This window comes from Sphaerisporangium flaviroseum, from assembly GCF_039537005.1.
Taxonomy (GTDB): Bacteria; Actinomycetota; Actinomycetes; order Streptosporangiales; family Streptosporangiaceae; genus Sphaerisporangium; species Sphaerisporangium flaviroseum.
In genome coordinates, this window is record NZ_BAAAZR010000020.1 from 216,812 (window position 1) to 240,561 (window position 23,750).

Annotated in this window: 20 protein-coding genes, 1 pseudogene and 2 riboswitches; of the genes and pseudogenes, 8 read left to right on the top strand and 13 right to left on the bottom strand. The window is 71.6% G+C overall.

The genetic code is table 11. The features are described 5' to 3' along the window. The first annotated feature begins 309 nt into the window (after positions 1–309). The 4 genes from ABD810_RS26460 (at position 310) to ABD810_RS26475 (ending at position 3,537) form a co-directional block, all read left to right on the top strand. Positions 310–894, top strand: a complete 585-nt coding sequence (locus ABD810_RS26460) for a carbonic anhydrase (protein WP_344945960.1) — start codon at positions 310–312, stop codon at positions 892–894. Positions 895–1,082: 188 nt separating this feature from the next. Beyond that, on the top strand, positions 1,083–1,460 hold the full coding sequence (locus tag ABD810_RS26465) for an ArsR/SmtB family transcription factor (protein ID WP_344945963.1): 378 nt from the start codon (positions 1,083–1,085) through the stop codon (positions 1,458–1,460). Next, positions 1,453–2,454, top strand: a complete 1,002-nt coding sequence (locus ABD810_RS26470) for a cation diffusion facilitator family transporter (protein ID WP_344945966.1) — start codon at positions 1,453–1,455, stop codon at positions 2,452–2,454. Before ABD810_RS26465 ends, ABD810_RS26470 begins: the two co-directional genes overlap by 8 nt. A 171-nt stretch (positions 2,455–2,625) precedes the next feature. Further along, positions 2,626–3,537, top strand: coding sequence for a transglutaminase-like domain-containing protein (locus tag ABD810_RS26475; RefSeq protein ID WP_344945969.1), 912 nt, complete (start codon positions 2,626–2,628; stop codon positions 3,535–3,537). A 13-nt stretch (positions 3,538–3,550) separates the two neighbouring features. Here the strand turns inward: ABD810_RS26475 and ABD810_RS26480 are convergent, their stop codons facing one another. From ABD810_RS26480 to cobN, 3 genes are all read right to left on the bottom strand, one after another. Next, complete coding sequence (locus ABD810_RS26480) at positions 3,551–3,916, bottom strand: ArsR/SmtB family transcription factor (protein ID WP_344945971.1); 366 nt, start codon at positions 3,914–3,916, stop codon at positions 3,551–3,553. 153 nt (positions 3,917–4,069) lie between these two features. Then, the gene (locus ABD810_RS26485) at positions 4,070–4,681 is read right to left on the bottom strand and encodes a nucleotidyltransferase domain-containing protein (RefSeq protein ID WP_344945973.1); all 612 of its coding nucleotides are present in this window, start codon (positions 4,679–4,681) and stop codon (positions 4,070–4,072) included. Positions 4,682–4,937: 256 nt separating this feature from the next. Continuing rightward, positions 4,938–8,798 carry a cobaltochelatase subunit CobN gene (cobN, locus tag ABD810_RS26490; RefSeq protein ID WP_344945976.1) on the bottom strand — a complete coding sequence of 1,287 codons (3,861 nt, stop codon included), beginning with the start codon at positions 8,796–8,798 and terminating at the stop codon, positions 4,938–4,940. Between the two features lie 28 nt (positions 8,799–8,826). After that, positions 8,827–9,020, bottom strand: a riboswitch (cobalamin riboswitch). A gap of 26 nt (positions 9,021–9,046) precedes the next feature. On the opposite strand from cobN, the pseudogene ABD810_RS26495 reads away from it, so the two are divergent. Together ABD810_RS26495 and ABD810_RS26500 are read left to right on the top strand one after the other, a co-directional pair. Next, a pseudogene (locus tag ABD810_RS26495) lies at positions 9,047–9,451 on the top strand (hypothetical protein); the annotation flags it as partial. A gap of 192 nt (positions 9,452–9,643) precedes the next feature. Then, the gene (locus ABD810_RS26500) at positions 9,644–11,032 is read left to right on the top strand and encodes a precorrin-3B synthase (protein ID WP_344946409.1); all 1,389 of its coding nucleotides are present in this window, start codon (positions 9,644–9,646) and stop codon (positions 11,030–11,032) included. Positions 11,033–11,055: 23 nt separating this feature from the next. Here the strand turns inward: ABD810_RS26500 and ABD810_RS26505 are convergent, their stop codons facing one another. Then, complete coding sequence (locus tag ABD810_RS26505; RefSeq protein ID WP_344945979.1) at positions 11,056–12,213, bottom strand: cobalt-precorrin-5B (C(1))-methyltransferase; 1,158 nt, start codon at positions 12,211–12,213, stop codon at positions 11,056–11,058. Between the two features lie 35 nt (positions 12,214–12,248). Between ABD810_RS26505 and ABD810_RS26510 the strand changes: the two genes are divergently transcribed. Next, the gene (locus ABD810_RS26510) at positions 12,249–13,013 is read left to right on the top strand and encodes a cobalt-precorrin-6A reductase (RefSeq protein ID WP_344945982.1); all 765 of its coding nucleotides are present in this window, start codon (positions 12,249–12,251) and stop codon (positions 13,011–13,013) included. A gap of 19 nt (positions 13,014–13,032) precedes the next feature. Here the strand turns inward: ABD810_RS26510 and ABD810_RS26515 are convergent, their stop codons facing one another. The 9 genes from ABD810_RS26515 to ABD810_RS26555 all read right to left on the bottom strand — a co-directional run bounded on the left by ABD810_RS26515 (position 13,033) and on the right by ABD810_RS26555 (position 22,943). Continuing rightward, entirely contained in the window at positions 13,033–14,832 is a 1,800-nt protein-coding gene (locus ABD810_RS26515; RefSeq protein ID WP_344945985.1) for a precorrin-2 C(20)-methyltransferase, read from the bottom strand. After that, entirely contained in the window at positions 14,829–15,455 is a 627-nt protein-coding gene (locus tag ABD810_RS26520; RefSeq protein WP_344945987.1) for a precorrin-8X methylmutase, read from the bottom strand. Before ABD810_RS26520 ends, ABD810_RS26515 begins: the two co-directional genes overlap by 4 nt. 43 nt (positions 15,456–15,498) lie before the next feature. After that, on the bottom strand, positions 15,499–16,242 hold the full coding sequence (gene cobM / locus ABD810_RS26525) for a precorrin-4 C(11)-methyltransferase (protein ID WP_344945990.1): 744 nt from the start codon (positions 16,240–16,242) through the stop codon (positions 15,499–15,501). Further along, the gene (gene cbiE, locus ABD810_RS26530; RefSeq protein WP_344945993.1) at positions 16,239–17,465 is read right to left on the bottom strand and encodes a precorrin-6y C5,15-methyltransferase (decarboxylating) subunit CbiE; all 1,227 of its coding nucleotides are present in this window, start codon (positions 17,463–17,465) and stop codon (positions 16,239–16,241) included. Before cbiE ends, cobM begins: the two co-directional genes overlap by 4 nt. Further along, complete coding sequence (locus ABD810_RS26535; protein ID WP_344945996.1) at positions 17,462–18,997, bottom strand: cobyrinic acid a,c-diamide synthase CobB; 1,536 nt, start codon at positions 18,995–18,997, stop codon at positions 17,462–17,464. The genes cbiE and ABD810_RS26535 overlap by 4 nt, the downstream gene beginning before the upstream one ends. A 31-nt stretch (positions 18,998–19,028) precedes the next feature. Beyond that, positions 19,029–19,631 carry a cob(I)yrinic acid a,c-diamide adenosyltransferase gene (cobO, locus tag ABD810_RS26540; protein ID WP_344945999.1) on the bottom strand — a complete coding sequence of 201 codons (603 nt, stop codon included), beginning with the start codon at positions 19,629–19,631 and terminating at the stop codon, positions 19,029–19,031. A 45-nt stretch (positions 19,632–19,676) separates the two neighbouring features. After that, positions 19,677–21,842: a putative cobaltochelatase gene (locus tag ABD810_RS26545; protein WP_344946002.1), complete on the bottom strand. Its 2,166-nt coding sequence runs from the start codon at positions 21,840–21,842 to the stop codon at positions 19,677–19,679. A gap of 108 nt (positions 21,843–21,950) precedes the next feature. Further along, complete coding sequence (locus ABD810_RS26550; protein WP_344946005.1) at positions 21,951–22,712, bottom strand: CbtA family protein; 762 nt, start codon at positions 22,710–22,712, stop codon at positions 21,951–21,953. 18 nt (positions 22,713–22,730) lie between these two features. Continuing rightward, positions 22,731–22,943, bottom strand: a complete 213-nt coding sequence (locus ABD810_RS26555; RefSeq protein ID WP_344946008.1) for a CbtB domain-containing protein — start codon at positions 22,941–22,943, stop codon at positions 22,731–22,733. A gap of 31 nt (positions 22,944–22,974) precedes the next feature. Continuing rightward, a riboswitch (cobalamin riboswitch) is annotated at positions 22,975–23,087 on the bottom strand. A gap of 79 nt (positions 23,088–23,166) precedes the next feature. Between ABD810_RS26555 and ABD810_RS26560 the strand changes: the two genes are divergently transcribed. Further along, on the top strand, positions 23,167–23,748 hold the full coding sequence (locus ABD810_RS26560) for a histidine phosphatase family protein (RefSeq protein WP_344946011.1): 582 nt from the start codon (positions 23,167–23,169) through the stop codon (positions 23,746–23,748). Positions 23,749–23,750: the final 2 nt, after the last annotated feature.

The following is a 23,750-nucleotide window of genomic DNA, read 5'->3' on the forward strand; positions in this document are numbered from 1 at the left end:
ATCAGGACGGTTGCCCGAAGCCGGGGGGAAATCCCTGCTCCGCCGGATGGGCCAAGCCTCCCCCGCCGCCGCCTCGCCACGGCGGGCATTCATCGCAGAGGCACAGGGCCGCCGGCAAGGCGGGATCTCCGTCTGAGCTGTCCGGGGTGTGCTCGTCCGCCCTGCGATGGACGCTGCCCGCAGGGCCTCGCCTGACGGTATTCCGCTGCTGATCACAGGGCTCTCCCGCACGTGACGCGGGGGACCGGGCGTGCTCGCGCGTCCGGCTGGTCTTCCATGCCCGTCATCAGCCCGAAGGAGTCCACTGCCATGCAGTCGTTGATCGACCATGCCCGAACGTTCCACCAGAAGGTCAGCGGGGGCCGAGAACAGGCGGCCACCCTCCGAGAAGGCGTCTCACCCCAGGCGATGTTCATCACCTGCTCCGACGCACAGGTGATCCCCTCCTTGATCACCGGCGCCCGGCCAGGGGAGCTGTTCGAGCTGCGGACAGCCGGCAACATCATCCCGCCCTACCGCCTCGGCCGGCTCACCGCCGAGGCCGCCACCATCGAGTACGCCGTCAACATCCTGGGCGTGCAGGACCTGATCGTGTGCGGCCACACGCGCTGCGGCGCCGTCCAGGGCCGGGTCCGCTCCTGGACGCTCCGATCGGCCCCCACGACGCGCTGGTGGCTGCTGCAGACCCACCGGTGGCGGGAGGCGCACGTGACCGGGGACGAGGAGCCCGGGCAGGCCCATCTCATCGCCCAGCTCGACAAGCTGCGCCGCTATCCGCGGGTGGCCCGGCGCCTGGCCGGTGGGCGGCTGCGCCTGCACGGCTGGTTCTACGAGGTGGACACCGGCGTGGTGTCGAACTACCAGCCCGAGACCGGGACCTTCACGCCCCTGTGACCGTCCGCCTGTTCCGATCCGCTTAGCCCGGCCGCCCGCGATCCCCCGAACACCACGATCCCGTCCAAGGCTGTGCCACGCCCCGGCGCGGCACAGCCTTGGACGGCGAGCAGGCCCACCCCAGGTCGACAGCGGAGATCGGGCTCCTTACACTTCGACATATGAAGGATCGTTCAAGCGTTGTAGTGATGGAGCCCGAGGCGTGCTCGGTGCCCGTGGTGGACGCCGAGCGTGTGACCTCGGTGCGCCAAGCGCTTCCATCCGAGGAGACGGTCCAGGATCTCGCCCAGGTCTTCGGCCTCCTCGCCGACCCGGGCCGGCTGCGGATGATGGCCGCCCTGCTGGAAGGCGGGGAGATGTGCGTGTGCGACCTGGCCGCGGCCACCGGCCAGAGCATGTCGGGCGCCTCGCATGCGCTGCGGCTGCTCCGGATGCGCCGGGTCGTCAAGGTGCGCCGCTCGGGGCGGATGGCCTACTACCAGCTCGCCGACTCCCACGTCCGCATGCTGTTCGACCTGGCCATCACCCACGCCCGGCACACGGAAGGAGAGCTGGGCCATGGGTGAGCGGGTGGAGCACGATCACGCCAGGGGTCACGGCCACGGCCACGGGGTCAGCGCCGAGTCCGACCGGCGCTACCTCTACGGCGCGCTCGCGCTGATCGTGGTGTTCATGGCCGTCGAGGTGGTCATCGGCTTCATCGCGGGCTCCCTTGCGCTGATCTCCGATGCGGGCCACATGCTGACCGATGCCATCGCCATCGTCTTCGCGCTGGTCGCCATGCGGATCGCCCAGCGTCCTCCCCAGGGCGGCTTCACCTACGGGCTCAAGCGCGCCGAGATCATTTCCGCGCAGATCAACGGCATCACACTGCTCTTACTGAGTGCCTACTTCGTGTACGAGGGCATCAGGCGGGTGATCACACCGCCGGAGGTCGACGGCGTCTACGTCGTGGCGACCGGCCTGGCGGGCATCGCCGTCAACATCGCCGCCGCCTGGCTGCTGAACAGGGCGAACCGGTCCAGCCTCAACATCGAGGGCGCCTTCCAGCACATCCTCAACGACCTCTACGCCTTCGTGGCGACCACGATCGCGGGACTGGTGATCTGGCTGTCCGGCTGGAGCAGGGCCGACGCGATCGCCGCCCTGGTGGTCGCGGCGCTGATGCTCAAGGCGGGCTGGGGCCTGGTCCGCGACTCGGGCAGGGTGTTCATGGAGGCCGCCCCCGCCGGGATGAACCCCGCGGAGATCGGCAGGAAGACGGCCGCGCTGGAGAACGTCGTCGAGGTGCACGATCTCCACATCTGGGAGGTCACCTCCGGGTACGCGGCGCTCTCCGCGCACATCCTGGTCGCCCCCGGCACCGACTGCCACGCGGTCCGGGTCGCCGCGGAGCGCCTCGTCCACGACCAGTACGGCATCGGCCACACCACCCTCCAGGTCGACCACGCGACGCCCGACCTCCTCACCATCGGCCACGCCGATCCCCACTGCGCCGACCCGCACGGTCCCACCCATCGGCGCGACACGCCCGTTTCCCCTCCTCGGAAACGGCACTGACCTGTACGGCTGGTGTGCGGGTCACCGCGAGAGACCTGCGTTGTTGAAGTGACCTGCCGAAGCACTGTTCCAAAAGGGCTGGATTAACATCCAAAATTGTGGACAGTTGGCTTTAAATCCCGTCAAGCTAAGGCCGCGCGGTTCCGGTCCACATAGCAAGGGAAGGCAACCATGGCCGACGCACGTCATGCGCTCGAAGCTGAAGAGCGGGCCTTCTACGGCGCCCACAGCGTATTCAGCGACCCCGGGGACCTGAGCAGGCTGGAAGGCATGCCCGCCGACCCGGCCGAGCTCGCCCTGATCGTACGAAACCTCCTCATACACCGGGAAGAAGCAGTTCTTTTCGGCTTCACCGTTCCGGACAACCGTAAGAACGAGGCGGAGACGCGTTATGTCTCCGCCATCCTGAGCATCATCGCCGAACGCGACGGCAAGCCGCTCATGGTCGCGCGCCCGCCCGACAAACGGTTCGCCGGCACCTGCCGCGACTTCGCGCTCGTGCTGTGCTCCCTGCTGCGGAACACCGGCACCCCCGCCCGCATCCGCTGCGGCTTCGCTTCGTACTTCCTCGAAGGGCTCCACGAGGACCACTGGGTCGCCGAATACTGGAGCGCGGAGCGGGGATGGACGCTGATCGACGCCCAGCTTCCGGCGCCCGAGCTGATGGAGACGTTCAAGATCCCGTTCGATCCCATGGACGTGCCTCGCGACCGGTTCCTCGTGGCCGGCGACGCCTGGCGCGCCTGCCGGGCAGGGCAGGCCGACCCGGAGAAGTTCGGGGTGTCCCTCATCAACCTCTCCGGCATGGACTTCGTCCAGAGCAACGTCGTACGGGACCTGGCGGCGCTGAACAAGGTCGAAGTGCTGCCGTGGGACGGCTGGGACCTCGCCGAGAGGTTCCACAAGGACCTGCTCGACGCCGAGATGAAGCTCCTGGACAGGGTCGCCGAGGCCGAGAGCGCCGGCGGCCCGTTCCCCGAGCTGCGGAACCTGTTCCTCGCCCACCCCGGCCTGCGCACCCCCTCCGCCGTCATCTCGCACACCACCTACTCGGGCACCAGGACCGTCCCCCTGCGCTCCTGATACGGCGGGCGCGTCAGGGGGTCCCCTGATCCGCACCCCTGGCGCCGTCCCTCGCGCGGCGTTCCCGCCTGCCCCGCGCGAGCTCGGTGCCGAGAGCGTCCAGCCGCTGGTTCCAGAAGCCCCGGAAGTGCTCGAGCCACACGTCGACCTCCTGCAGCGGCGCGGGGTCCACCGCGTACAGGCGCCGGGTGCCCTCCGCCCGGACGGTCGCGAACCCGTTGTCGCGCAGCACCCGCAGGTGCTGGGACACACCGGGCTGCGAGATGCCGAACTCGCCCTGCACGACGGCGCCGATCTCGCCCGCGGAGCGTTCGCCCTCGGCGAGCAGCTCCAGGATCCGGCGCCGGACCGGGTCCCCGAGAACGTCGAACGCGTGCATGCGGCCTCACAATTCATCTGCCCGTGCCTGACGGGGCGATCGTCCCGCCATCCATGGTCCAAGCATCCCGGGCGGAACACCACCGCGCACCCCGGACCTCTGCCGGACGAGGCGCTCGGCCGCGCCATCCGAGGTGGCGTCCCCACGCGGTGATCAACCGGCGAGGCGCTCCGTCCAGGGATGGTCCCCGTACACCATGAGGATGGTGCGTGCCAGCCAGTCGCGCTGCCTGTCGCCGAGCGCCGGCAGGGTCTCGGTGAAGTCGAGCTCGTCCTTGGCCCTGGGCCGCTTGGCCTTGTAGAAGAGCTGCACTTCGGGGGCCAGGTAGGGCACGCCTTCCGGCGAGACCAGGCCGAGCCGGTCGACGGGACGGCGGACCCTGCTGTCGCGTCGCGACACCCACTCGTCGCCGTCGGACTCGTCGATCATCACCTGGATCCGCCACGGGTCGTCGGGCCCGGGACGGCACCAGATGTCGTGCACGCCCGCGGGCAGGATCTCACCGCGCGCCCAGGGGCGCAGGATGCCCGGGGGATCCGCGGCGCACCACTCCCATGACGGCAGCGCCCGCTGCGCGGCGAGCTGGTCGCTGCGGAGCAGCAGGACGTCGATGTCCCCATGTTCACGGAACGAGCGGCCCACCGTCAGCTCGATGGCGTACCCACCGGCGATCCACCAGCGGTTCGGCAGGACCGAGAACAGCGCGACCACCTCTGAGAGCGGCGCGGGGTCCCAGGGACCCCATGGCGTATCCCGGCGCATCATCCCGCCATCTTTCCCTCTGGCCGCCCCCTGCTGTTACAACCTCTGTCAAACCGTTGCATTCCTGGATCCGGTCCCCGGAACACCATGCCAGCTCCACGGACGCCGAGAGCGTGAGCTGGTCAGGTCCGCCCCGGGCGCGGACACCACCGGGCACCGCGCACAGCAGCAGCCGTGATCGGCCGACCCTCGGTCGGTTCCCCGGCAGTGACCGGCCCCTGCCCCCGATCCATACCCTTATCCAGGGAGGGCGCCGCGTTCAGGCGGGTTCGTGCGCGCCGCCCTCGATGTCCCCCTCGACCTTCAGATATACCTCCTGCAGGTCGCTCAGGATGTCCGGGTCCGGTTGCCGCCACATGCCACGCCCGGCCGCCTCCAGGAGGCGCTCGGCCATGCCGTGCAGGGCCCACGGGTTCGACTCGGCGAGGAACCGCTGGTTCTCCGGGTCCAGGACGTACGTCGCGGCGAGCGTGTCGTACATCCAGTCGGCCACCACGCCGGTGGTCGCGTCGTACCCGAACAGGTAGTCGACGGTCGCCGCCAGCTCGAACGCCCCCTTGTACCCGTGGCGTCGCATGGCCGCCACCCAGCGCGGGTTCACCACCCGGGCACGGAAGATCCGTGCGGTCTCCTCCGAGAGGCTGCGGGTGCGGACCGCGTCCGGACGGGTGCTGTCGCCGATGTAGGCGGCGGGCGCCTTACCGGTCAGCGCGCGTACGGTGGCGATCATCCCGCCGTGGTACTGGAAGTAGTCGTCGGAGTCGGCGATGTCGTGCTCACGGGTGTCGACGTTCTTCGCGGCCACGGCGATGCGCCGGTAGGCGGCCTCCATGTCCTGACGCGCGGGCGTGCCGTCCATCTCCCTGCCGTAGGCGAACCCGCCCCACACCGCGTACACCTCGGCGAGATCGGCGTCGTCCCGCCAGTTCCGGCTGTCGATCAGCGGCAGCAACCCGGCCCCGTAGGCCCCCGGGCGGGAGCCGAAGACGCGCGTGGTCGCCCGACGCTCGTCCCCGTGGGCCGCGCGGTCGGCCACCACGTGCGCCCGTACGAAGTTGACCTCCTCCGGCTCCTCCAGGGCGGCCACCAGCCGTACCGCGTCGTCCAGCATCACCACCACGTGCGGGAACGCGTCACGGAAGAAGCCGCTGATCCGGACGGTGACGTCCACGCGAGGGCGGCCCAGCTCCTCCGGAGGGATCGGCGCGAGGCCCGTGACCCGGCGGGACGCCTCGTCCCACACCGGCCGGACGCCGAGGAGCGCGAGCACCTCCGCCACGTCGTCGCCCGAGGTGCGCATGGCGCTGGTCCCCCAGATCGACAGCCCGACAGAGCGCGGCCAGTCGCCGGTGTCCGCACGGTAGCGGGCGAGCAACGAGTCGGCCATCGCCTGCCCCGTCTCCCAGGCCAGGCGGCTCGGGACCGCCTTGGGATCCACGGAGTAGAAGTTGCGGCCGGTGGGCAGCACGTTGACCAGGCCACGCAGCGGCGACCCGCTCGGCCCGGCCGGGACGTACCCCCCGTCGAGCGCGTGCAGCACCGCCGCGATCTCATCGGTGGTCCGCCCCAGCCGTGGCACGATCTCGGTGGCCGCGAACTCCAGAATCTCCTTGACCACCACCTCACCGGCTCCCCCGCCCGCCGGGACGGCCGTGCCGAGTACGGTCGCGCAGACCTCACCGGCCGCGCGGGGGTTCCAGCCGTGCTCCTCCATGCCCTCGACGAGCGCCGCCGCGACCGTCTCGGCCCAGTCGGTCTCGGTCCGTCCCGCGCTGCCGTCCTCGGCGAGGCCGAGCGCTTCACGCAGGCCCGGAAGCGCCTCGTTCCCCGCCCACAACTGCCGCGCGCGCAGCATCGCCAGCACCAGGTCCACCCGGGCCCGGCCCGCGGGCGCCTCGCCGAGCACGTGCAGGCCGTCACGGATCTGCACGTCCTTGACCTCGCACAGCCAACCGTCGACGTGCAGCAGGAAGTCGTCGAACTCCGCGTCGTGCGGCCGGTCGTCCAGCCCGAGATCGTGGTCCAGCCGGGCGGCCTGGATCAGGGTCCAGATCTGGGCACGGATCGCGGGCAGCTTGGCCGGATCCATCGCCGCGATGGAGGCGTGCTCGTCCAGGAGCTGCTCCAGCCGGGCCATGTCGCCATAGGTGTCGGCACGGGCCATCGGCGGCACCAGGTGGTCGACCAGGGTGGCATGGGCGCGGCGCTTGGCCTGCGTCCCCTCCCCGGGGTCGTTCACCAGGAACGGGTAGATCAACGGCAGGTCGCCGAGCGCGGCGTCCGGTCCGCAGGAGGCGGACATCCCGGCGGACTTGCCGGGCAGCCACTCCAGGTTGCCGTGCTTGCCGACGTGCACCACGGCGTGCGCGCCGAACCCGTCCCGCAGCCAGCGGTAGGTGGCGAGGTAGTGGTGGCTGGGCGGCAGGTCGGGGTCGTGGTAGATGGCGATGGGGTTCTCACCGAATCCGCGCGGCGGCTGCACCATCACCACGACGTTGCCCGCACGCAGCGCGGCCAGCACGATCTCCCCGTTCGGATCGCGGGAACGGTCGACGAACAGCTCGCCGGGCGGCGGGCCCCAGTGCCGTTCCATCCTCGCGCGCAGCTCCCCCGGGAGGGTGACGTACCAGGCCTCGTAGCGCGCGGCGGAGATCCGCACCGGGTTGCCGGACACCTGCTCCTCGGTGAGCCAGTCCTGGTCCTGGCCGCCGGCCGCGATGAGCGCGTGGATGAGCGCGTCACCGTCCTGGGCGGCCACTCCCGGCAGCCCGCCGTCGCCCTCGGGACCGATGTCGTACCCACGCTCCCGCAGCGCCGCCAGCAGACGGACCACGCTGGCGGGCGTGTCCAGCCCGACCGCGTTGCCGATGCGGGCGTGTTTGGTGGGGTAGGCGGACAGCATCAGGGCGATCCGCTTGTCCCGCGCGGGGATGTGGCGCAGGACGGCGTGCCGTACGGCGATGCCGGCGACCCGGGCGGCGCGTTCGGGGTCGGCCACGTAGACGGTCAGTCCTTCCTCGTCGACCTCCTTGAAGGAGAACGGGACGGTGATGATCCGTCCGTCGAACTCGGGGATGGCCACCTGGGAGGCGGCGTCCAGCGGGGACAACCCGTCGTCGCTCGCGAGCCAGCTCTCCCTGTCCCCGGTGAGGCACAGGCCCTGCAGGATCGGGACGTCCAGCCTGGCCAGGGCTCCCACGTCCCACGCCTCGTCGTCCCCGCCCGCCGAGACGGTCGCGGGACGGGTTCCACCCGCCGCGAGCACGGTGACGACCAGCGCGTCCACCTGGGCGAGCACGTCCAGCAGGCCGGCTTCGGCGGTGCGCAACGAGGCGCAGTAGACGGGCAGCGCCCGGCCCCCGGCACGCTCGATGGCATCGCACAGCGCCTCCACGAAGGCGGTGTTCCCCGCGACATGGTGAGCCCGGTAATACAACACCCCGACCACCGGCCGCCCTCCACACCCGACCCCCCGTACGGCCGCACCCACATCGACCCCGACCGCGGCCTCCCCGGTATCGGGCGCACGCGCGACCTCGACACCAGACCCCCGTACGGCCTCGCCGTGACCAGGCGCACGTGCCGCCTCGCCGCCGTCCGGAGTGTGCACGGCCTTGCTGGCACCCGGCGTGAATGTGCCCCTGCCGGTACCAGGCGCACGTGTGGCGCCGTCGGCCGCCGGCGGGCATTGCAGGATTCCCCAGGTCGGCGTTGCCGCCGGTGGGGCGAAGCCGTGACCCGTGAGCAGCAGGGTGTCGGTCAGGAACCGGTACAACTCGTCCAGATTGGCCGGACCGCCATGGGCCAGATAGGCGTGCGCCTCGGCGCACACGCCGCCGGGAACGGTGGACAGCTCCATCAACTCGGCGTCGGGAGCCTGCTCGCCGCCGAGCACGATGACCGGGCGGCTGCCCGCCAGCAGCGCGGCCAGCCCTTCCTCCCAGACGCGCCGGCCGCCGAGCAGCCGGACCACGACGAGTTCGACGCCTTCGAGCAGCGGGGCGAGGTCCTCCACGGCCAGCCGGGCCGGATTGCCCAGCCGGTACGGGGAGCCGCTCGCGCGGGCGCTGAGAAGGTCTGTGTCGGAGGTCGACAGCAGCAGGACAGGGAGATGGCGCACGGCACATCCTCACTCGGGGTCCGCGCCCCGGGTCGTGGGTCACACGGCCTGGAGTCTCCTGGCTCCCGGATCGACGCTCACCCCGGCCTTCCCGCCCGTTGCCGGGCCGTGGCCTTGAGTGGGGTTCGCTCCCCGGTGACAGTGGCGGGACCGCGCCGGATTCACACCGGCTTCCTCCTTTGTGCCGTCCTCCCCCATCAGACCACGGAGTCCGACTTAAGGCGAGAAGTAGGGTTAACATCCTGGACGTGGCTCTTGCCGATCCTTTGGGCTTTTCACCCCCACCGCACCCCGACGCGCCCCACCGATCGGCAGCCGACACTCCACACCAATCGCAGCCCGACTCCCATCAACCGCCAGCCGACGCTACACAGCGATCGCAGCCCGACTCCCATCAAGCGCCAGCCGACGCTGCACAGCGATCGCAAGTCGACGCGTCCCACCGATCGCGAATCGACGCTTCGCACCGATCGCGAGCCGACGCCTGCCCCGGTGCCCTCCAGACGCATCCGGCCGCGGACGGTGCGGTCGCACGCATCCGGATACCCGGTGGCCTCCTCACCGCCTCCCAGCTCCACGAACTGGCCGCCGCCGCAGCCTCCCTCGGCTCCGGCGTCATCGAACTGACCTCCCGCGCCAACCTGCAGGTCCGAGGGCTTCCCAGCAACCCCACCCCCGAGACAGGCGCCGCGGGCACCCCGCCGACCGAAGACGGCAGAAGGCCGGCAACCGAGGTACAGCCCGAGGACGGGAAGGGAACTGCGGAGGAACGTAGAACCCCGAACCAAGGCACCGGGGACGTACCCCAGACCGGGGACCGGGGGGAGATCGGGTTCGCTGGTCGGATGGCCGCCGCTGGGCTGCTTCCTTCGGCCACCCATGAACGGGTGCGCAACATCCTGGCCTCTCCCATGGCCGGACTCGACGGTCACGGCCTGATCGAGGTCGCGACGCTCGTACGCGAACTGGACCACGCGCTATGTGCCCGCCCAGCCCTCGCGGACCTACCCGGCCGCTTCCTGTTCGCCTTAGACGACGGGAGAGGCGACATGGCAATCCTCCCCACCGACGTGGCCTTCCTCCCCATCCCCACGCCCCACGGCACCACCGTCGAGGGAGTGCTGTTGCTGGCGGGTGAGGACTGTGGGCTGCGTGTCGGTCTGGCGGAAGCCGTACCCGCCATGATGGCGGCGGCGGAAGCGTTCTTGGACGAACGTGCCGCGCAGAAGTCGACGGCCTGGCGCATGGCCGAGCTCTACGACGGCCCGAGCCGGGTGGCGGCCCGGCTCATCGCCCGGGGAGACGCCCGATTGATCGCCCGGGGTGAGGTCCCTGCCAGTACCGAGGGAACGGCCCAGCTCCATCCCTGCCAAGCGGTCCATGAGGCGACCCCCGTACGGCCACCGGCAGCCGCACCGCCCTCACCCCCTGGGCCGGGCTCGACTCCTACTCCGTCCTCCACCCCTGCTCCGCGCTCGACTCCTACTCCGTCCTCCACCCCTGCTCCGCGCTCGACTCGTACTCCTCCTTCGCTTCCGCCCCCAGCCCAACCTTCGCGCCCGCCTGTGCCTCCGGTGGGATTCGTAGCGCAGTCCGCCGAGCGGGGTGCCCTGGTCGTACTGACACCGCTCGGGCGGTTGACGGCCGGTCAGGCGCACGCTCTCGCAGCGGCGGCCGAGGCCGGTCGGGGCGAGCTCCGGCTGACCCCGTGGCGGGGCGCGGTCGTACCGGGCGTGGCCAGAGCCGACGCCGGACGGTGGCTGTCCAGGCTGAGCGCGGCCGGCCTCATCACCGATCCCGCATCGCCGTGGATCGGTGTCACCGCGTGTACTGGACGCCCCGGCTGCGCCAAGTCCCTGTCCGACGTCCAGTCGGACGCCGCCCGCTCAACGACCGGCACCGTCCTACCCGGCTCACGTCCCGACGTAGAACGTCCCGATTCGACGGCACACACCGTCCTTTCCGACTCACGTCCCGACGTCGATCGGCCCGGTTCGGTGGCCCAGGTTGGACTTCCCCTTGTCGGTGGGGCTGCGGCTGGGGTGCTTCCCGTGCACTGGGTCGGGTGTGAGCGTCGATGCGGGAAGCCGAGCGGACCGGTTGTGGTCGTGGTCGCCACCGGGGACGGCTACCGGGTCGACACAGCCGACGAGAGCCTGCACTGCGCGAGCGCCGAAGAGACGGCCGCCGTCGTCGCCGCGACGAGGGCTACGTTGACCCCGGAAGACCGGTGAGACGGTTGCGACTGCCGGCGATGCTAGACCCGCCGACGGTGCCAGCGTGGGCGGACGGTGCCAGACTCGCCCACGGTGCCGGCGCGGCCGACGATGGTGCCGGCGCGGTCGATGACCACGACGTCGACCTCTACGGGGGCACCGCGCAGCACCCCGGCGGCGGTGATTCTTGCTCGCTCGGCCACCAGGTCTCCGAGAGGCAGACCCGCCTCCTGGCACATCTGCAGTGCCTGCAACGCGGTGTTCGCGTGCCGCACCCGCTCGGTCAGCTCATCAGTGCCGCCCGCCTCTCTGACCAGCGCGGAGAGCGCCTCGGTGCTGACCTGCGAGCGGCCCGAGTGCAGGTCGAGATGGCCGTCGGCGAGCTTGGAGAGCTTGCCGATGCCTCCGGCGACGGTCAGGTGCGGAACCGGGTGTCTGCGCAGGTACTTCAGCACGGCCCCGGCGAAGTCGCCCATGTCCAGGAGCGCGTCGTCAGGGAGCCCGTACAGGCCGGCGACGGTCCTTTCCGAGGTGCTGCCGGTGCACGCGGCGACGTGCCGGTGACCGGCCGCGCGGGCGACGTCGATCCCGCGCCGGATGCTGTCGATCCAGGCCGAGCAGGAGTACGGGACCACGACTCCGGTGGTGCCGAGGATGGACAGGCCGCCGAGGATGCCAAGGCGTGGGTTCCACGTGCGGCGGGCCAGTTCCTCGCCGTTCTGCACCGCGATCTCCACGATGACGTCACCGCTGCCTCCGCACCGCTCTGCGATGCGCTCGACGTGCTCTCGCATCATCTGCCGGGGCACCGGATTGATCGCCGGCTCTCCCACCGGCAGCGGCAGCCCCGGTTTGGTCACCGTTCCCACGCCAGGCCCTGCGCGGAAGGTGACACCCGTTCCTCTCTCGCCGTGTCGTACGGTCGCGAAGATGAGCGCACCGTGAGTGACGTCAGGGTCGTCCCCTGCGTCCTTGACCACCCCGACTCGCGCCGTCCCGAACGGCGGACCCTCGCCGGCCGTACCGCTGAGAGGGGTCAGTTCCTCGGCGGCGAGAGCGAAGGAGGGGCGTTGCCCGCGAGGGAGCAGAATCTCCACAGGGTCGGGGAAGGACCCGGTGAGCAGGGCCGTGTACGCGGCCGTGGTGGCCGCCGTGGCACAGGCACCCGTGGTCCAACCGTGCCGAAGACCGGTGCTCATGCGTCAAGGATGAACCACGAGAGCGTGAGCACCAGATGAAGCCCGGCGTGCTGATACTCGGCGGGACCGGCGAGGCTCGGGCGCTCGCGGCGGCGCTGGTGCACCGCCCGGACGTCCGGGTGGTCTCCTCGCTCGCGGGCCGGGTGAGCGACCCCCGCCTTCCTGAGGGAGAGGTACGTGTCGGCGGGTTCGGCGGTCCCGGTCGTCTGGCAAGCTGGCTCCGCGATCAGGGGATCCATGCGGTGGTCGACGCGACCCATCCGTTCGCCGAGCGGATCACCGCCTCGGCGGTCCGGGCCACGGCGGAGGCGGAGATCCCCCTGCTGATACTGCGGCGGTCCGGATGGCGCCAGGAAGCCGGTGACGACTGGCACTGGGTGTCGTCCCTGGAGGACGCGGCCCGGTCGCTGCCCGCGCTTGGCAGGCGGGTCTTCCTCACCACCGGGCGCCAGGGGTTGCCCGCCTTCACCGGCCTGGACGACCTGTGGTTCCTGATCCGTACGGTCGACCCGCCCGAACCTCCGCTTCCGCGCCATTGTCACCTCCTGCTCGATCGGGGTCCCTACACGTTGGAGGGCGAACTCTCGCTGATGCGCGCCCATCGCGTCGACACGCTCGTCACCAAGGACAGCGGCGGCACGATGACGAGGGCGAAGCTCGCGGCGGCGCGGCAGCTGGGCTTGCCCGTCGTCGTGGTGCGACGCCCACCGCTGCCGGAGGCTCCCACGGCCGTCACCGTGCACGAGGCCCTCGTCTGGCTCAACGATGTCCGTATCAACCCAGGTAACCGCATGGAGTGAAGACCACAGTCCGGGCATTTCACCCTGGGTAGCGGCGTGGGGTGAAGACCACGGGGCGGCCGTCACGGTTCAGGGTTCTTGTGGTGGACGAGCCGATCAGCAGCAGGCAGCGCATGTCGACGTCGACCGGATCCAGCTTGGCCAGCGTGGTGACGCGGAGGCTTTCGGTGGGCCCGCCTACGTCCCGCCCGATGACCACCGGGGTGTCGGGCCCGCGATGTTCCAGCAGGAGGTCCCGGGCCGCGGCGACCTGCCACGTACGGCTTCGCGACGCCGGGTTGTAGATGGCCAGCACGAGGTCGGCGCGTGCCGCGGCGGTGATGCGCCCGGCGATGACGTCCCACGGCTTGAGCCGGTCGGACAGGGAGAGCACGCAGTAGTCGTGCCCGAGCGGCGCGCCGACCCGGGCCGCGACCGCCTGCGCCGCCGTCAGGCCGGGGACCACACGGACCGGCACCCCGGCGAAGCGCGGCTCGCACGCCACCTCCAGCACCGCGCTCGCCATGGCGAACACGCCTGGATCGCCTGAGGACACCACGGCGACCCGGGAGCCCTGCCCTGCGAGCTCCAGCGCATGCGCCGCCCGCTCCGCCTCCACGCGGTTGTCCGTCGGATGCCGGCGCTGGCGGGGGTTGGGGGGCACACGGTCCAGGTATGGGCCGTACCCGACGAGATCATCGGCGGTCGCCAGGACGTCTTGGGCCTCAGGTGTCAGCCATGGCCGACCCGCCGGACCCAGCCCCACCACGACGACCTCCCCACGACCGGCCTCCGTATCCGACGGCCGGGCCCCGGAGGGGCGAGTCTCCGATGATCGGGTTTCCGCAGGACGGATCTCGAAGGGACCGGTCTCTGAGGGGCGGGCTTCGGGGGGTGGGGTCATCCGGCTTGGGAGGATGGCGAGGGAGAAGTAGGGGACATCCCCGGCGTCGACCTCGGCCAGCGGCGCGATCCGTTGCCGCTCCGTGGTGGCCCGTTCGATGTACCACGCGTCGTCCAGCCGTCCCGCCTGGTCCAGGGCCTCACGTACGGCGGTGAAGGTGCGGCCGAGCTTGAGGATCGCGGCGGAGTCCGCGGAGGAAAGCCGGGCGGCGAGGGTCTCGGGTGGCAGGGTCCCTGGGAGTACGGTCAGGGTCTCCTCCCGCTCGACCAGCGGACGGCCGAGGACCGCCGACGCGGCGCTCACCGAGGTCACGCCGGGGACGACCTCGGTCGGGTACCGGTGCGCGAGCCGCTTGTGGAGGTGCATGTACGAGCCGTAGAAGAGCGGGTCGCCCTCGCACAGCACGACCACGTCCCGTCCGGCGTCGAGGTGGGCGGCCAGCCGCTCGGCGCAGGTCACGTAGAACGCGTCGATGGCACCCCGGTAGCCACCCGGGTGATCGGTGGTCTCGGTCGTGACGGGGTAGATCAGCGCCTCCTCGATCTGGTCGCCCCGCAGGTACGGCTCGGCGACCGAACGGGCGATGCTCCGCCCGTGCCTGGCACTGTGATACGCGATCACATCCGCGTCGCGAACCAAGCGCGCGGCCTTCACCGTCACCAACTCCGGATCGCCTGGCCCGACCCCCACCCCCCACAGCCGTCCAGGACTCACCTGCTCCACACCGGCGACCCCCGCGGCCTCCACCGTCACCAACTCCGGATCCCCTCGCCCGACCCCCCACACCCGTCCGGAACCCACCTGCCCCACACCGGCGACCCCCGCGGCCTCCACCGTCACCAACTCCGGATCCCCTGGCCCGACCCCCCACGGCCGTTCGGGACTCGTCTGTTCCGCACCTTCGAGGCGCGCGGGGTCGCTCATGCCGTCGTTCACTCTTCCTCGCTCGCGATCGCGTTGACGGCCGCCGCGGCCAGCGCGCTTCCGCCACGGCGACCGTGTATCACCAGGTATTCGAGGCCTCCGCCGTGATCGGCCAGGGCCTGCTTGGACTCGGCGGCGCCGATGAAGCCGACGGGGATGCCCAGCACGGCGGCTGGCCTTCCGGCCCCTTCCTCCACCAGTTCGAGCAACCGGAACAGGGCTGTGGGGGCGTTGCCGATGGCGATCACGGCGCCGTCGAGCCGGTCTCGCCACAGCTCCAGCGCCGCGGCACTGCGCGTGGTACCGAGCCGGCGGGCCAGTTCGGGCACCCGGGCGTCGCCGAGCATGCACAGCACGTCGTTCGCCGCGGGCAGGCGACGGCGTGTCACTCCCGACGCCACCATGGTGGCGTCGCACAGCACGGGCGCTCCAGCGTCCAGTGCGGCTCTCGCACTCGCCACGACCCCCGGTGACCAGGCCAGGTCGTCGACGAGGTCGACCATGCCGCACGCGTGGATCATGCGGACGGCCACGCGGGCGACGTCGTCCGGCAGGTCTGCCAGCCGTGCCTCCGCCCGGATCGTCGCGAACGACCTGCGGTAGATCTCCGCCCCGTCGCGTATGTAGCCGGTCACGGTGTCCTCCGCTCGCCGACGGTCCCGGTGAGGGGGCGCCGCGTCAGTCACGGGCGCGGGCGGATGAGTACAGGTGGCTGTCGGGGAACTCTGAGGCTGTGAGGACGCCGCCGATGATGATCACGGCCGTACGGACCACGCCCGCTTTCTGGACCTGCTCGGCGATGCCGGACAGGGTGCCGCGCAGGATCACCTCGTCATCCCGGCTGGCACGGGCGACCACGGCGACAGGGCAGTCCGCGCCGTAGTTCGGCGTCAGCTCCTCGACCAGCGCCTCGATCCGTTGTACCGCCAGGTGCAGCACCATCGTGGAGCGGCTCCGACCGAGCGTGCCGAGGTCCTCGCCGTCGGGCATCGGCGTGGCACGGGCGGACGTACGGGTAAGCACCACCGTCTGGCCCACTCCCGGCACGGTCAGCTCGCGCCCCAGCGAGGCGGCGGCCGCCGCGAACGCCGGGACGCCGGGCGTCACGTCGTACGGGACCCCAGCGGCGTCGAGCCGGCGTATCTGCTCCGCCAGCGCGCTGAAGATCGAAGGATCACCCGACTGCAACCGGGCCACGTCGAGGCCGGCCGTGTGCGCGGCCAGCATCTCCCCCACGATGTCGTCCAGCGTCATCCGCGCCGTGTCCACGAGCCGGGCGCCCGGAGGCGAGTACTCCAGCAGTTCCTTCGGCACCAGGGAACCGGCGTACAGGCAGACCGGTGAGGCGGCGATCAGGTCGCGGCCCCGCACGGTGATGAGATCGGCCGCTCCCGGCCCCGCCCCGATGAAATGCACCGTCATTCGGTCGTCTCCCAAATATCACGCTTGCTCGCCGTCCACACCGTGACCGGTATGAATGGCCGCCACGCGGTGAAGCCGCCCACTGGCCCTGCCCGGTGGACCGCGATCCGCAGCAGGTCGCCGCCGACCTTGGCGTGCCACGCGGACACGACGGCTTCGGATTCCAGGGTCACCGCGTTGACCACCAGCCGTCCGCCGGGGCGTAGTGCGTTCCAGCAGGTCTCCAGGGTGCCCGGGGTGGTGACCCCTCCACCGGTGAAGATGGCGTCGGGTGGCTCCAGGTCCGCCAGCGCCTGCGGGGCCGTGCCGGTGACGATCCGCAGCCCGGGTACGCCGAGCGCCGCCGCGTTGCGTCCGATTCTGGCGGCCCGCTCGGCTCTGCTCTCCACGGCGATCGCCCGGCAAGTGGGATGGGCGCGCATCCACTCGATCGCGACGCTGCCCGCGCCCGCGCCCACGTCCCAGAGCAACTCCCCCGGCAGCGGCGCGAGCCGTGACAGCGTCACCGCGCGGACCTCACGCTTCGTCAGCTGCCCGTCATGCTCGAACGCCTCGTCGGGCAGGCCGGGGACGAGGGGCAGCGGCGCCACACCGGGGTCGGCACGGCATTCCAGGGCCACGACGTTGAGGGGGTCGACGACGGCGTCCCATCGGTCCGCCGTCCCCCTCACCGCGCGCTCCGCCGGGCCGCCGAGCTGTTCCAGCACGGTCATCCCGCTCCCGCCGTAGCCCGTTGAGGAGAGCAGCTTGGCGACGAGTCCGGGAGTGGCGGCGTCGGCGCTGAGCACCAGCAGCCGGCGTTCCGGGCGCAGGAGCCGGTTCAGCCGTTCGACGGGACGGCCCACCAGGTTGACGACGGCGGTGTCCTCGACCGGCCAGCCCAGGCGGGCACAGGCCAAGGAGACCGACGACGGATGGGGCAGCACGCGTACCCTGTCCGGGCCGAGGAGCCTGACGAGGGTCGTGCCGAGGCCGTGGAACATGGGGTCGCCGCTGGCCAGCACGCATACGTCCCTGCCGTCGTGCTCGCCGAGGAGGTCGCGGAGTGCGGGCAGCATCGGCGAGGGCCAGGTGACCCGCTCGGCCCCGGTGTCCGGGACCAGCCCGAGCTGCCGGGCACTACCCAAGAGCACCTCGGCGGCGCCGATCTCGTGCCGGGCCTCATGCGACAGCCCGTCCCAGCCGTCGGCCCCGATGCCGACGACGACGATGGGCCCGCTCATGTCCCACCATGCCCCGGTCGCGACCGGTCCGCATGCCGGGCACGGGACACCAGTCTTGCCGCCATGTGAGGACTGCCCGCCCAGTGCAGGTGCAGGTAGGACGCCGCGAGAGAGGGTCCGCCGTACCCGTCGGCGCCACCGCGCCACCGGTAGAGCGGCTCGGTGTCGCCCACGGGGGTGACGCGCGTGCGGTGGAACTCGTGCCCGTGGTACCGCTCGCCCTCGCGGGTCAGGACCGAATCGCGTACGGCCACGGCGCTCCGGTAGCCCAGGGTGAGCGTGCCGGTCATGGCGGCCGTCGCGTCGACGATGCCGCACATGGGACGCCCGTCGAGCTCCCGGCACAGGTAGAGCAGTCCCGCGCACTCGGCCACGATGGGGCCGTCGAAGGCGGCGACCTGGCGGCGGAGGGGTTCGTTGGCCGACAGCTCCGCCGCGTACACCTCGGGAAAGCCTCCGGGCAGCACGAGGGCGCGGGTGCCGGCGGGCAGTCTCTCGTCGTTCAGCGGGTCGAAGACGGCGACCGTGCCGCCCGCCGCCTCGATCAGCTCGGCCTGCTCGGCGTACCCGAACGTGAATGCCTTCCCCCCGGCCACCGCGACCACGACGTCCGCGCCGTCGCGTCCGCCGACCGCCTCCTCCGCGGACCAGGCGGGTGTGGAGAGCGGGGAGGCGGTACGGGCCAGCCGGACCAGGGACTCCAGGTCGCAGGTGGCGGCGACCAGTTCCCCCACCGCGGCAACGGCGTCCACGGCCTCGGCCCTGCGCTCGGCGGGTGGTACGAGCCCGAGGTGGCGGGACGGCGTCGCGGCCACCTCGGTTCGCGGGATGGCGCCGAACACCGGGATCCCGGTCTCTTCGAGTGCGTCGCGGCAGATACGTTCGTGCCGCGGTGAACCGACCCGGTTGAGGATCACCCCGCCGACCCGGACCCGGGTGTCGTACGACATGAAGCCGTGGACGAGCGCGGCCACCGATCTGCCCTGCCCGGACACGTCCACCACGAGCACCACCGGGGTGTCCAGCACCTGGGCGACATGGGCGCTGGAGGCGAAGTCCCCGGCCCCTGACGTGGCCTCCGTTCCGGGCAATCCGCCTCGGCCGTGAGCATCGCCACCGTCCGGGGAGGTACCACCGTGCGAGGACGCAACGCCGTACGGGGAGGTGATGCCGTACGGGGAGGTGACGCCGTACGGGGAGGTGACGCCGTACGAGGACGTGCCACCGTCCGGGGAGGTGGCTCCGTCGAATAGGCCCATTACTCCCTCTATGACGGCGATGTCGGCGCCAGCGGCGCCGTGTGCCAGGAGGGGGAGGAGGAGTTGCTCCCCGACCATCCAGGGGTCCAGGTTCCGGCCGGGACGTCCGGCGGCGAGCGCGTGGTAGCCGGGATCGATGTAGTCGGGGCCGACCTTGTGCGGGGAGACCACGAACCCCTTGGCGGTCAGCGCCGCCATGAGCCCGGTGGCCACCGTGGTCTTGCCCGAACCCGAGGAGGGAGCGGCGATGAGCAGGCGCGGGAGTCCCCTCATCGGGCCCGCCCTCTCCGCACGCGGCGGTCGCTCACCATTCGATGCCCCTCTGGCCCTTCTGCCCCGCGTCCATCGGGTGCCTGACCTTGGTCATCTCGGTGACGAGGTCAGCCGTCTCCAGGAGGCGAGGGTGGGCGTCCCTGCCGGTGATCACGACGTGCTGCGTGCCCGGCCGCTGGGCGAGGGTGGCGACGACGTCCTCGACGTCGATCCACCCCCACTTCAGGGGATAGGTGAACTCGTCCAGCACGTACAACCGGTAGGCCTCCGCGCTCAGGTCCCGCTTGATCTGCTCCCACCCCTCACGGGCGTCGGCCGCGTGGTCCTCCTCCGTTCCCTGCTTCTTGATCCAGGACCAGCCCTCGCCCATCTTGTGCCAGACCACCGTGCCCCCCTCACCGGACTCCCCGAGCACCATGAGGGCCCGCTCCTCTCCGACCCGCCACTTGGCCGACTTGACGAACTGGAACACGCCGACCGGCCAGCCCTGGTTCCACGCGCGGAGCGCGAGCCCGAACGCGGCGGTGGACTTGCCCTTGCCCGGCCCGGTGTGGACGAGCACGAGAGGCCGGGTCCGTCGCTGCCGGGTGGTCAGGCCGTCGTCCGGCACCGCCGCCGGTCTTCCCTGAGGCATCTCAGATCGCCTTCCTGCTCCGCCGATGGATCTCAGCGGGGCTGCTCATGCTGCCTTCCTGCGTTCGTGGACCAGGTCGCGCAGGCCGCTCGCGGCGAGCCGCTCCAGCCGTACGGCCTCACCGCCCAGCCGGGCCGCGAGGCGTACGGCGAGGCCCAGCCGCACCGGGCCGCTCTCGCAGTCGACCACAACGGCGGCGACGTTCCTGAGCAGCGCCGCGGCACGGTGCACGTCGGCGTCGGTGCCGGAGGTGGCGCGTCCGTCGGTGACCACGACCAGCAACGGCCTTCGGGACGGGTCGCGCAGCCGTTCGACGCGCAGGACCTCGGCGGCGCGGCGCAGCCCTTCGGCGAGAGGGGTGCGCCCGCCCGTGGGCAGCCCGCGCATGCGGGCCGCTCCGGCCTCCACCGACGAGGTCGGCGGCAGCACCACCTCCGCGCCGTGACCCCGGAAGGTGACCAGGCCCACCTTGTCGCGGCGCTGGTAGGCGTCGAGGAGCAGGCTGAGCACGGCGCCCTTGACCGCGCCCATCCGCCGGCGGGCCGCCATCGAGCCGCTCGCGTCCACCACGAAGAGGACCAGGTTGCCCTCCCGCCCTTCGCGTACCGCTTCGCGCAGGTCACCCGCCCGTACGACGAGGCCAGGACCGGTCCTGCCGCGTTCCCGCTGGTAGGGAGCCGCCGCACGTAGCGTCGCCGTCAGGTGCGGCGAGGTCGGCCTTCCGTCCGGCACCCGTGACCCCGATACGCGGCCGTACGACGTGCGGGCTCGCGACCGCCGTCCGGGACTTCCCGTGCCGAGCCCCGGGACGGCCAGCGCGCGTACACGGTACGGCTCGCCGGCCTGTTCCGTCCGCTGCGAGAGGGCCGTGCCCGCTCCAGGTGGCCGGGACGCCTCATCACGCGGGCCGGGCGGTACCGTCTCGGAACCCTGATCCAGGGCGGGCTCCCCGGCTCGGTCCCGGTCCTGTGCGTGGCCGGGGTCCTGCCCGGGACGCGGCCCGGAGCCCGGATCGGGGTCCGGTTCGTGGCGACCATCGGGATCTGGATCGGGATCGGGATCGGGGTCGGCGTCCGGATCGGTGCCGGCGTCCGCATCGGTACCGGCGTCCGCGTCAGGATCGACGTCCGCGCCCGCTTCGCGGAGAAGGTCATCGAGCTCCGACTCGTCCAGGCCCGGGGCGTCGAAGGGGTCGCGCCTGCGGCGGTGGGGCAGGGCGAGCCGTACGGCCTCCCGGATGTCCTCGGCCGTGACCTCCGTGCCGCCCCGCCAGGCGGCGTGGGCCACCGCCGCGTGCGCGGTGATGAGGTCGGCCCGCATCCCGTCCACGCCATACGCGGCGCAGACCGTGGCGATCCGCCGGACCGCGGCGTCGGAGAGAACGACCTCGCGCAGCCGGCCGCGCGCCTCGGCGATGCGGGCGGCGAGAGCCTTCTCGTCCTCGGCCCAGCGGGCGGCGAACTGTCCGGGGTCGTCGTCGAAGGACAGCCGGCGACGTACCACCTCGGCACGCTCGGCGGGGTCGCGTGACGCCGTGACCTCCACGGTGAGGCCGAAGCGGTCGAGGAGCTGCGGCCTGAGCTCGCCTTCCTCCGGGTTCATCGTGCCGACCAGGAGGAAGCGTGCCGCGTGCCGTACGGACACGGCGTCGCGCTCGACGTAGCAGGTGCCCAGCGCCGCCGCGTCGAGGAGCAGGTCCACCAGATGGTCGTGCAGCAGGTTGACCTCGTCCACGTACAGGACGCCCCGGTGGGCGGCGGCGAGCAGGCCAGGATCGAAGGCCTTCACCCCCTCGGTCAGCGCGCGCTCCAGGTCGAGCGAGCCGATCAGCCGGTCCTCGGAGGCCCCGACGGGCAACTCCGCCAGCCTGGCCGGACGTACGGACACGGCGGGCCCCGCACCGGGGAGTTCATCCCCACGCAGAGGATCAGCACGCGAGGAGGCGGAATCGTGCGGCCCGTCGGGGCAGGCGGGGTCGGGGGCGGCAGGGTCGCAGGAGAAGCGGCAGCCCGTGACGACCGCGACCGGCGGCAGGAGGGCCGCCAGCGCCCGGACGATCGTCGACTTGGCCGTGCCCTTCTCCCCGCGGATCAGCACGCCACCGGTACGCGGGGACACGGCGTTGAGTATCAGCGCCAGCTTGAGGTCGTCCTGTCCCACGACCGCGGTGAACGGGTAGTGGCGTACGGCCGGCACGGGCCGATCGAGCATCTGGTGACGTCCTTTCGCCGCGGTGGTGACCGCGGGTGACCGGCTCGGGAAGCCGGCCCCCTAGGGCCGGCGCGGGACCGCCCGCCCGTCCGGGCCGGCGGTGTCGGTTCAGGCGGTGGGCGAGTGCGCCGGTGCGCGGTACGGATCGAGGACGCGCTCGGCAAGGACGCCGAACAGCAGCCCGAGACCGGTCCACAGGACGGTTTGGACGCCGAGGGAGGCGAGCCGGAACCGCCACAGCAGCACGGCCGGGAAGTCCGGGGGCACCTCGTCGATCGCGGGCATCAGCACGCACACGACGGTCACGGCGGCGAGGAACGCCAGGAGGCCGAGCGACACCGCGTTCCAGGTGCCGTACCGGGGAGCGAGCCTGCGGCCGATGTGGAGTGCCGCGACCGCCAGAAGTATCGAAATCAGCACCAGCGCGAAGTAGACGACCGTCCGCCGACCGATGGTGGCGGGATCGCCCACCGCAGGCGGGTTGGGCGGATACTTCAGGAACGGCACCAGTTCCACCGTGACGAACGCGCCTAATGCGATCACGGCCGCGGTGGCCCTGGCCCCCAGCGCGCCGAGCCGCCCGTAAGCGAAGGCGAACACGAGCGCGAAGACGCCGCCGATCGCGACGCCGTAGACGCCGACCGCCGTGGCGAGGCCCAGAGTGGACTGCACCCCCCGGCTGACCGGCTCAGGCTCCGGCGAGGCCACGGCGTGTGCCGGGTCGATCCCATGGGCGGCGTGCCCGAGGCGCTCCTCCAGAGCGATGGCCGCTCCGACCTGGGGCTCGCCGAAGATCCAGGCGAACACCAGGGCCAGAGCGGCGGCGACCAGGCCCGCGAGCATGCCGCGGACCAGCAGGTTTCTCACCATGCTGTTGCAGACCCCGCGTCAGTGGCAGGGAAAGCCGAGCAGGTGACGTCCGTCGTGCACGAACTCGTGCACGTGGTTCCCGGAGATCAGAGAGGTGGCCCCCTGTTCCGCGCCGACGAAGTAGAGCAGGAAGAGGGCGAGGACACCGGTGAAAACGGCCCACGGCAGCAGTTCGCGAACGGGAATGCCGATGGGAGCGGGCTGGGAATGGGGAACGACGGCTCGAGCCATGAAAGCCTCCTGGGGATCACGCGTCCCATGCGGGGTGGCGGTGACGACGGAGGGTCTGACTCCCGGTCCCGAAGGTCCGGTCACAGTGGCGCGGCCGTGCCAGAGTCTCGCTGGCTTCCCCACACCGTCAACAATGTCGCTTGGACGTTACGGTGCCGACCGCGGGTGAGTCAATGAGGCAAACGGCGACAATCGCTCCGCTTACCCCATAGAGGGGATATACGTGACCGACCGAATTACCCTGATTTGTCATGGCTTTACGGCGGCCCTTCAGCGGGTCGCGTTCCCTCTCGACGAGGGCCTCAACGAACGAGGGCTGCGCCAGGTCGCCGCCTCCGCCCATCTTTTCGCCCCGATGGAGGGGACCACAGGTACGCGTGCCTTGTGCGGGCCGTCCTCACGCTGCCGCCAGACCGCCGCGGGGCTGGGCCTCACCGCCGTGGCCGACGAAGGCCTGCGCGACTGGGACGCGGGCCATTGGGCGGGCCGTACCCTGGCCGACGTGCAGGAGGAGGACCCCGCGGGCGTACGGGCATGGCTCACCGACCCCGCCGCCGTCCCCCATGGCGGCGAGTCGCTGCTCACCCTGGTCGACCGGGTCGCCGCGTGGCTGGAGGCACGGCAGGACCCGCAGGGCGGGAGGGTGGTGGCGGTCACCCATCCCGCCGTGATGAGGGCCGCCGTCGTCCACGTTCTCGGCACGCCCCTGGAGGCGTTCTGGAGGATCGACGTGGAGCCTCTCTCGCACGTCCGGCTCACCGGCCGCGGCGGCCACCTGCGGATCCGCTTCTCGCACTCCCCCTGAGT

Coding starts and splice junctions, on each gene's coding strand:
- ABD810_RS26460 (WP_344945960.1), top strand. CDS start 310: ATGCAGTCGTTGATCGACCATGCCCGAACGTTCCACCAGAAGGTCAGC.
- ABD810_RS26465 (WP_344945963.1), top strand. CDS start 1,083: ATGGAGCCCGAGGCGTGCTCGGTGCCCGTGGTGGACGCCGAGCGTGTG.
- ABD810_RS26470 (WP_344945966.1), top strand. CDS start 1,453: ATGGGTGAGCGGGTGGAGCACGATCACGCCAGGGGTCACGGCCACGGC.
- ABD810_RS26475 (WP_344945969.1), top strand. CDS start 2,626: ATGGCCGACGCACGTCATGCGCTCGAAGCTGAAGAGCGGGCCTTCTAC.
- ABD810_RS26480 (WP_344945971.1), bottom strand. CDS start 3,916: ATGCACGCGTTCGACGTTCTCGGGGACCCGGTCCGGCGCCGGATCCTG.
- ABD810_RS26485 (WP_344945973.1), bottom strand. CDS start 4,681: ATGATGCGCCGGGATACGCCATGGGGTCCCTGGGACCCCGCGCCGCTC.
- ABD810_RS26500 (WP_344946409.1), top strand. CDS start 9,644: ATGGCCGCCGCTGGGCTGCTTCCTTCGGCCACCCATGAACGGGTGCGC.
- ABD810_RS26505 (WP_344945979.1), bottom strand. CDS start 12,213: ATGAGCACCGGTCTTCGGCACGGTTGGACCACGGGTGCCTGTGCCACG.
- ABD810_RS26510 (WP_344945982.1), top strand. CDS start 12,249: ATGAAGCCCGGCGTGCTGATACTCGGCGGGACCGGCGAGGCTCGGGCG.
- cobM (WP_344945990.1), bottom strand. CDS start 16,242: ATGACGGTGCATTTCATCGGGGCGGGGCCGGGAGCGGCCGATCTCATC.
- cbiE (WP_344945993.1), bottom strand. CDS start 17,465: ATGAGCGGGCCCATCGTCGTCGTCGGCATCGGGGCCGACGGCTGGGAC.
- ABD810_RS26535 (WP_344945996.1), bottom strand. CDS start 18,997: ATGAGGGGACTCCCGCGCCTGCTCATCGCCGCTCCCTCCTCGGGTTCG.
- cobO (WP_344945999.1), bottom strand. CDS start 19,631: ATGCCTCAGGGAAGACCGGCGGCGGTGCCGGACGACGGCCTGACCACC.
- ABD810_RS26545 (WP_344946002.1), bottom strand. CDS start 21,842: ATGCTCGATCGGCCCGTGCCGGCCGTACGCCACTACCCGTTCACCGCG.
- ABD810_RS26550 (WP_344946005.1), bottom strand. CDS start 22,712: ATGGTGAGAAACCTGCTGGTCCGCGGCATGCTCGCGGGCCTGGTCGCC.
- ABD810_RS26555 (WP_344946008.1), bottom strand. CDS start 22,943: ATGGCTCGAGCCGTCGTTCCCCATTCCCAGCCCGCTCCCATCGGCATT.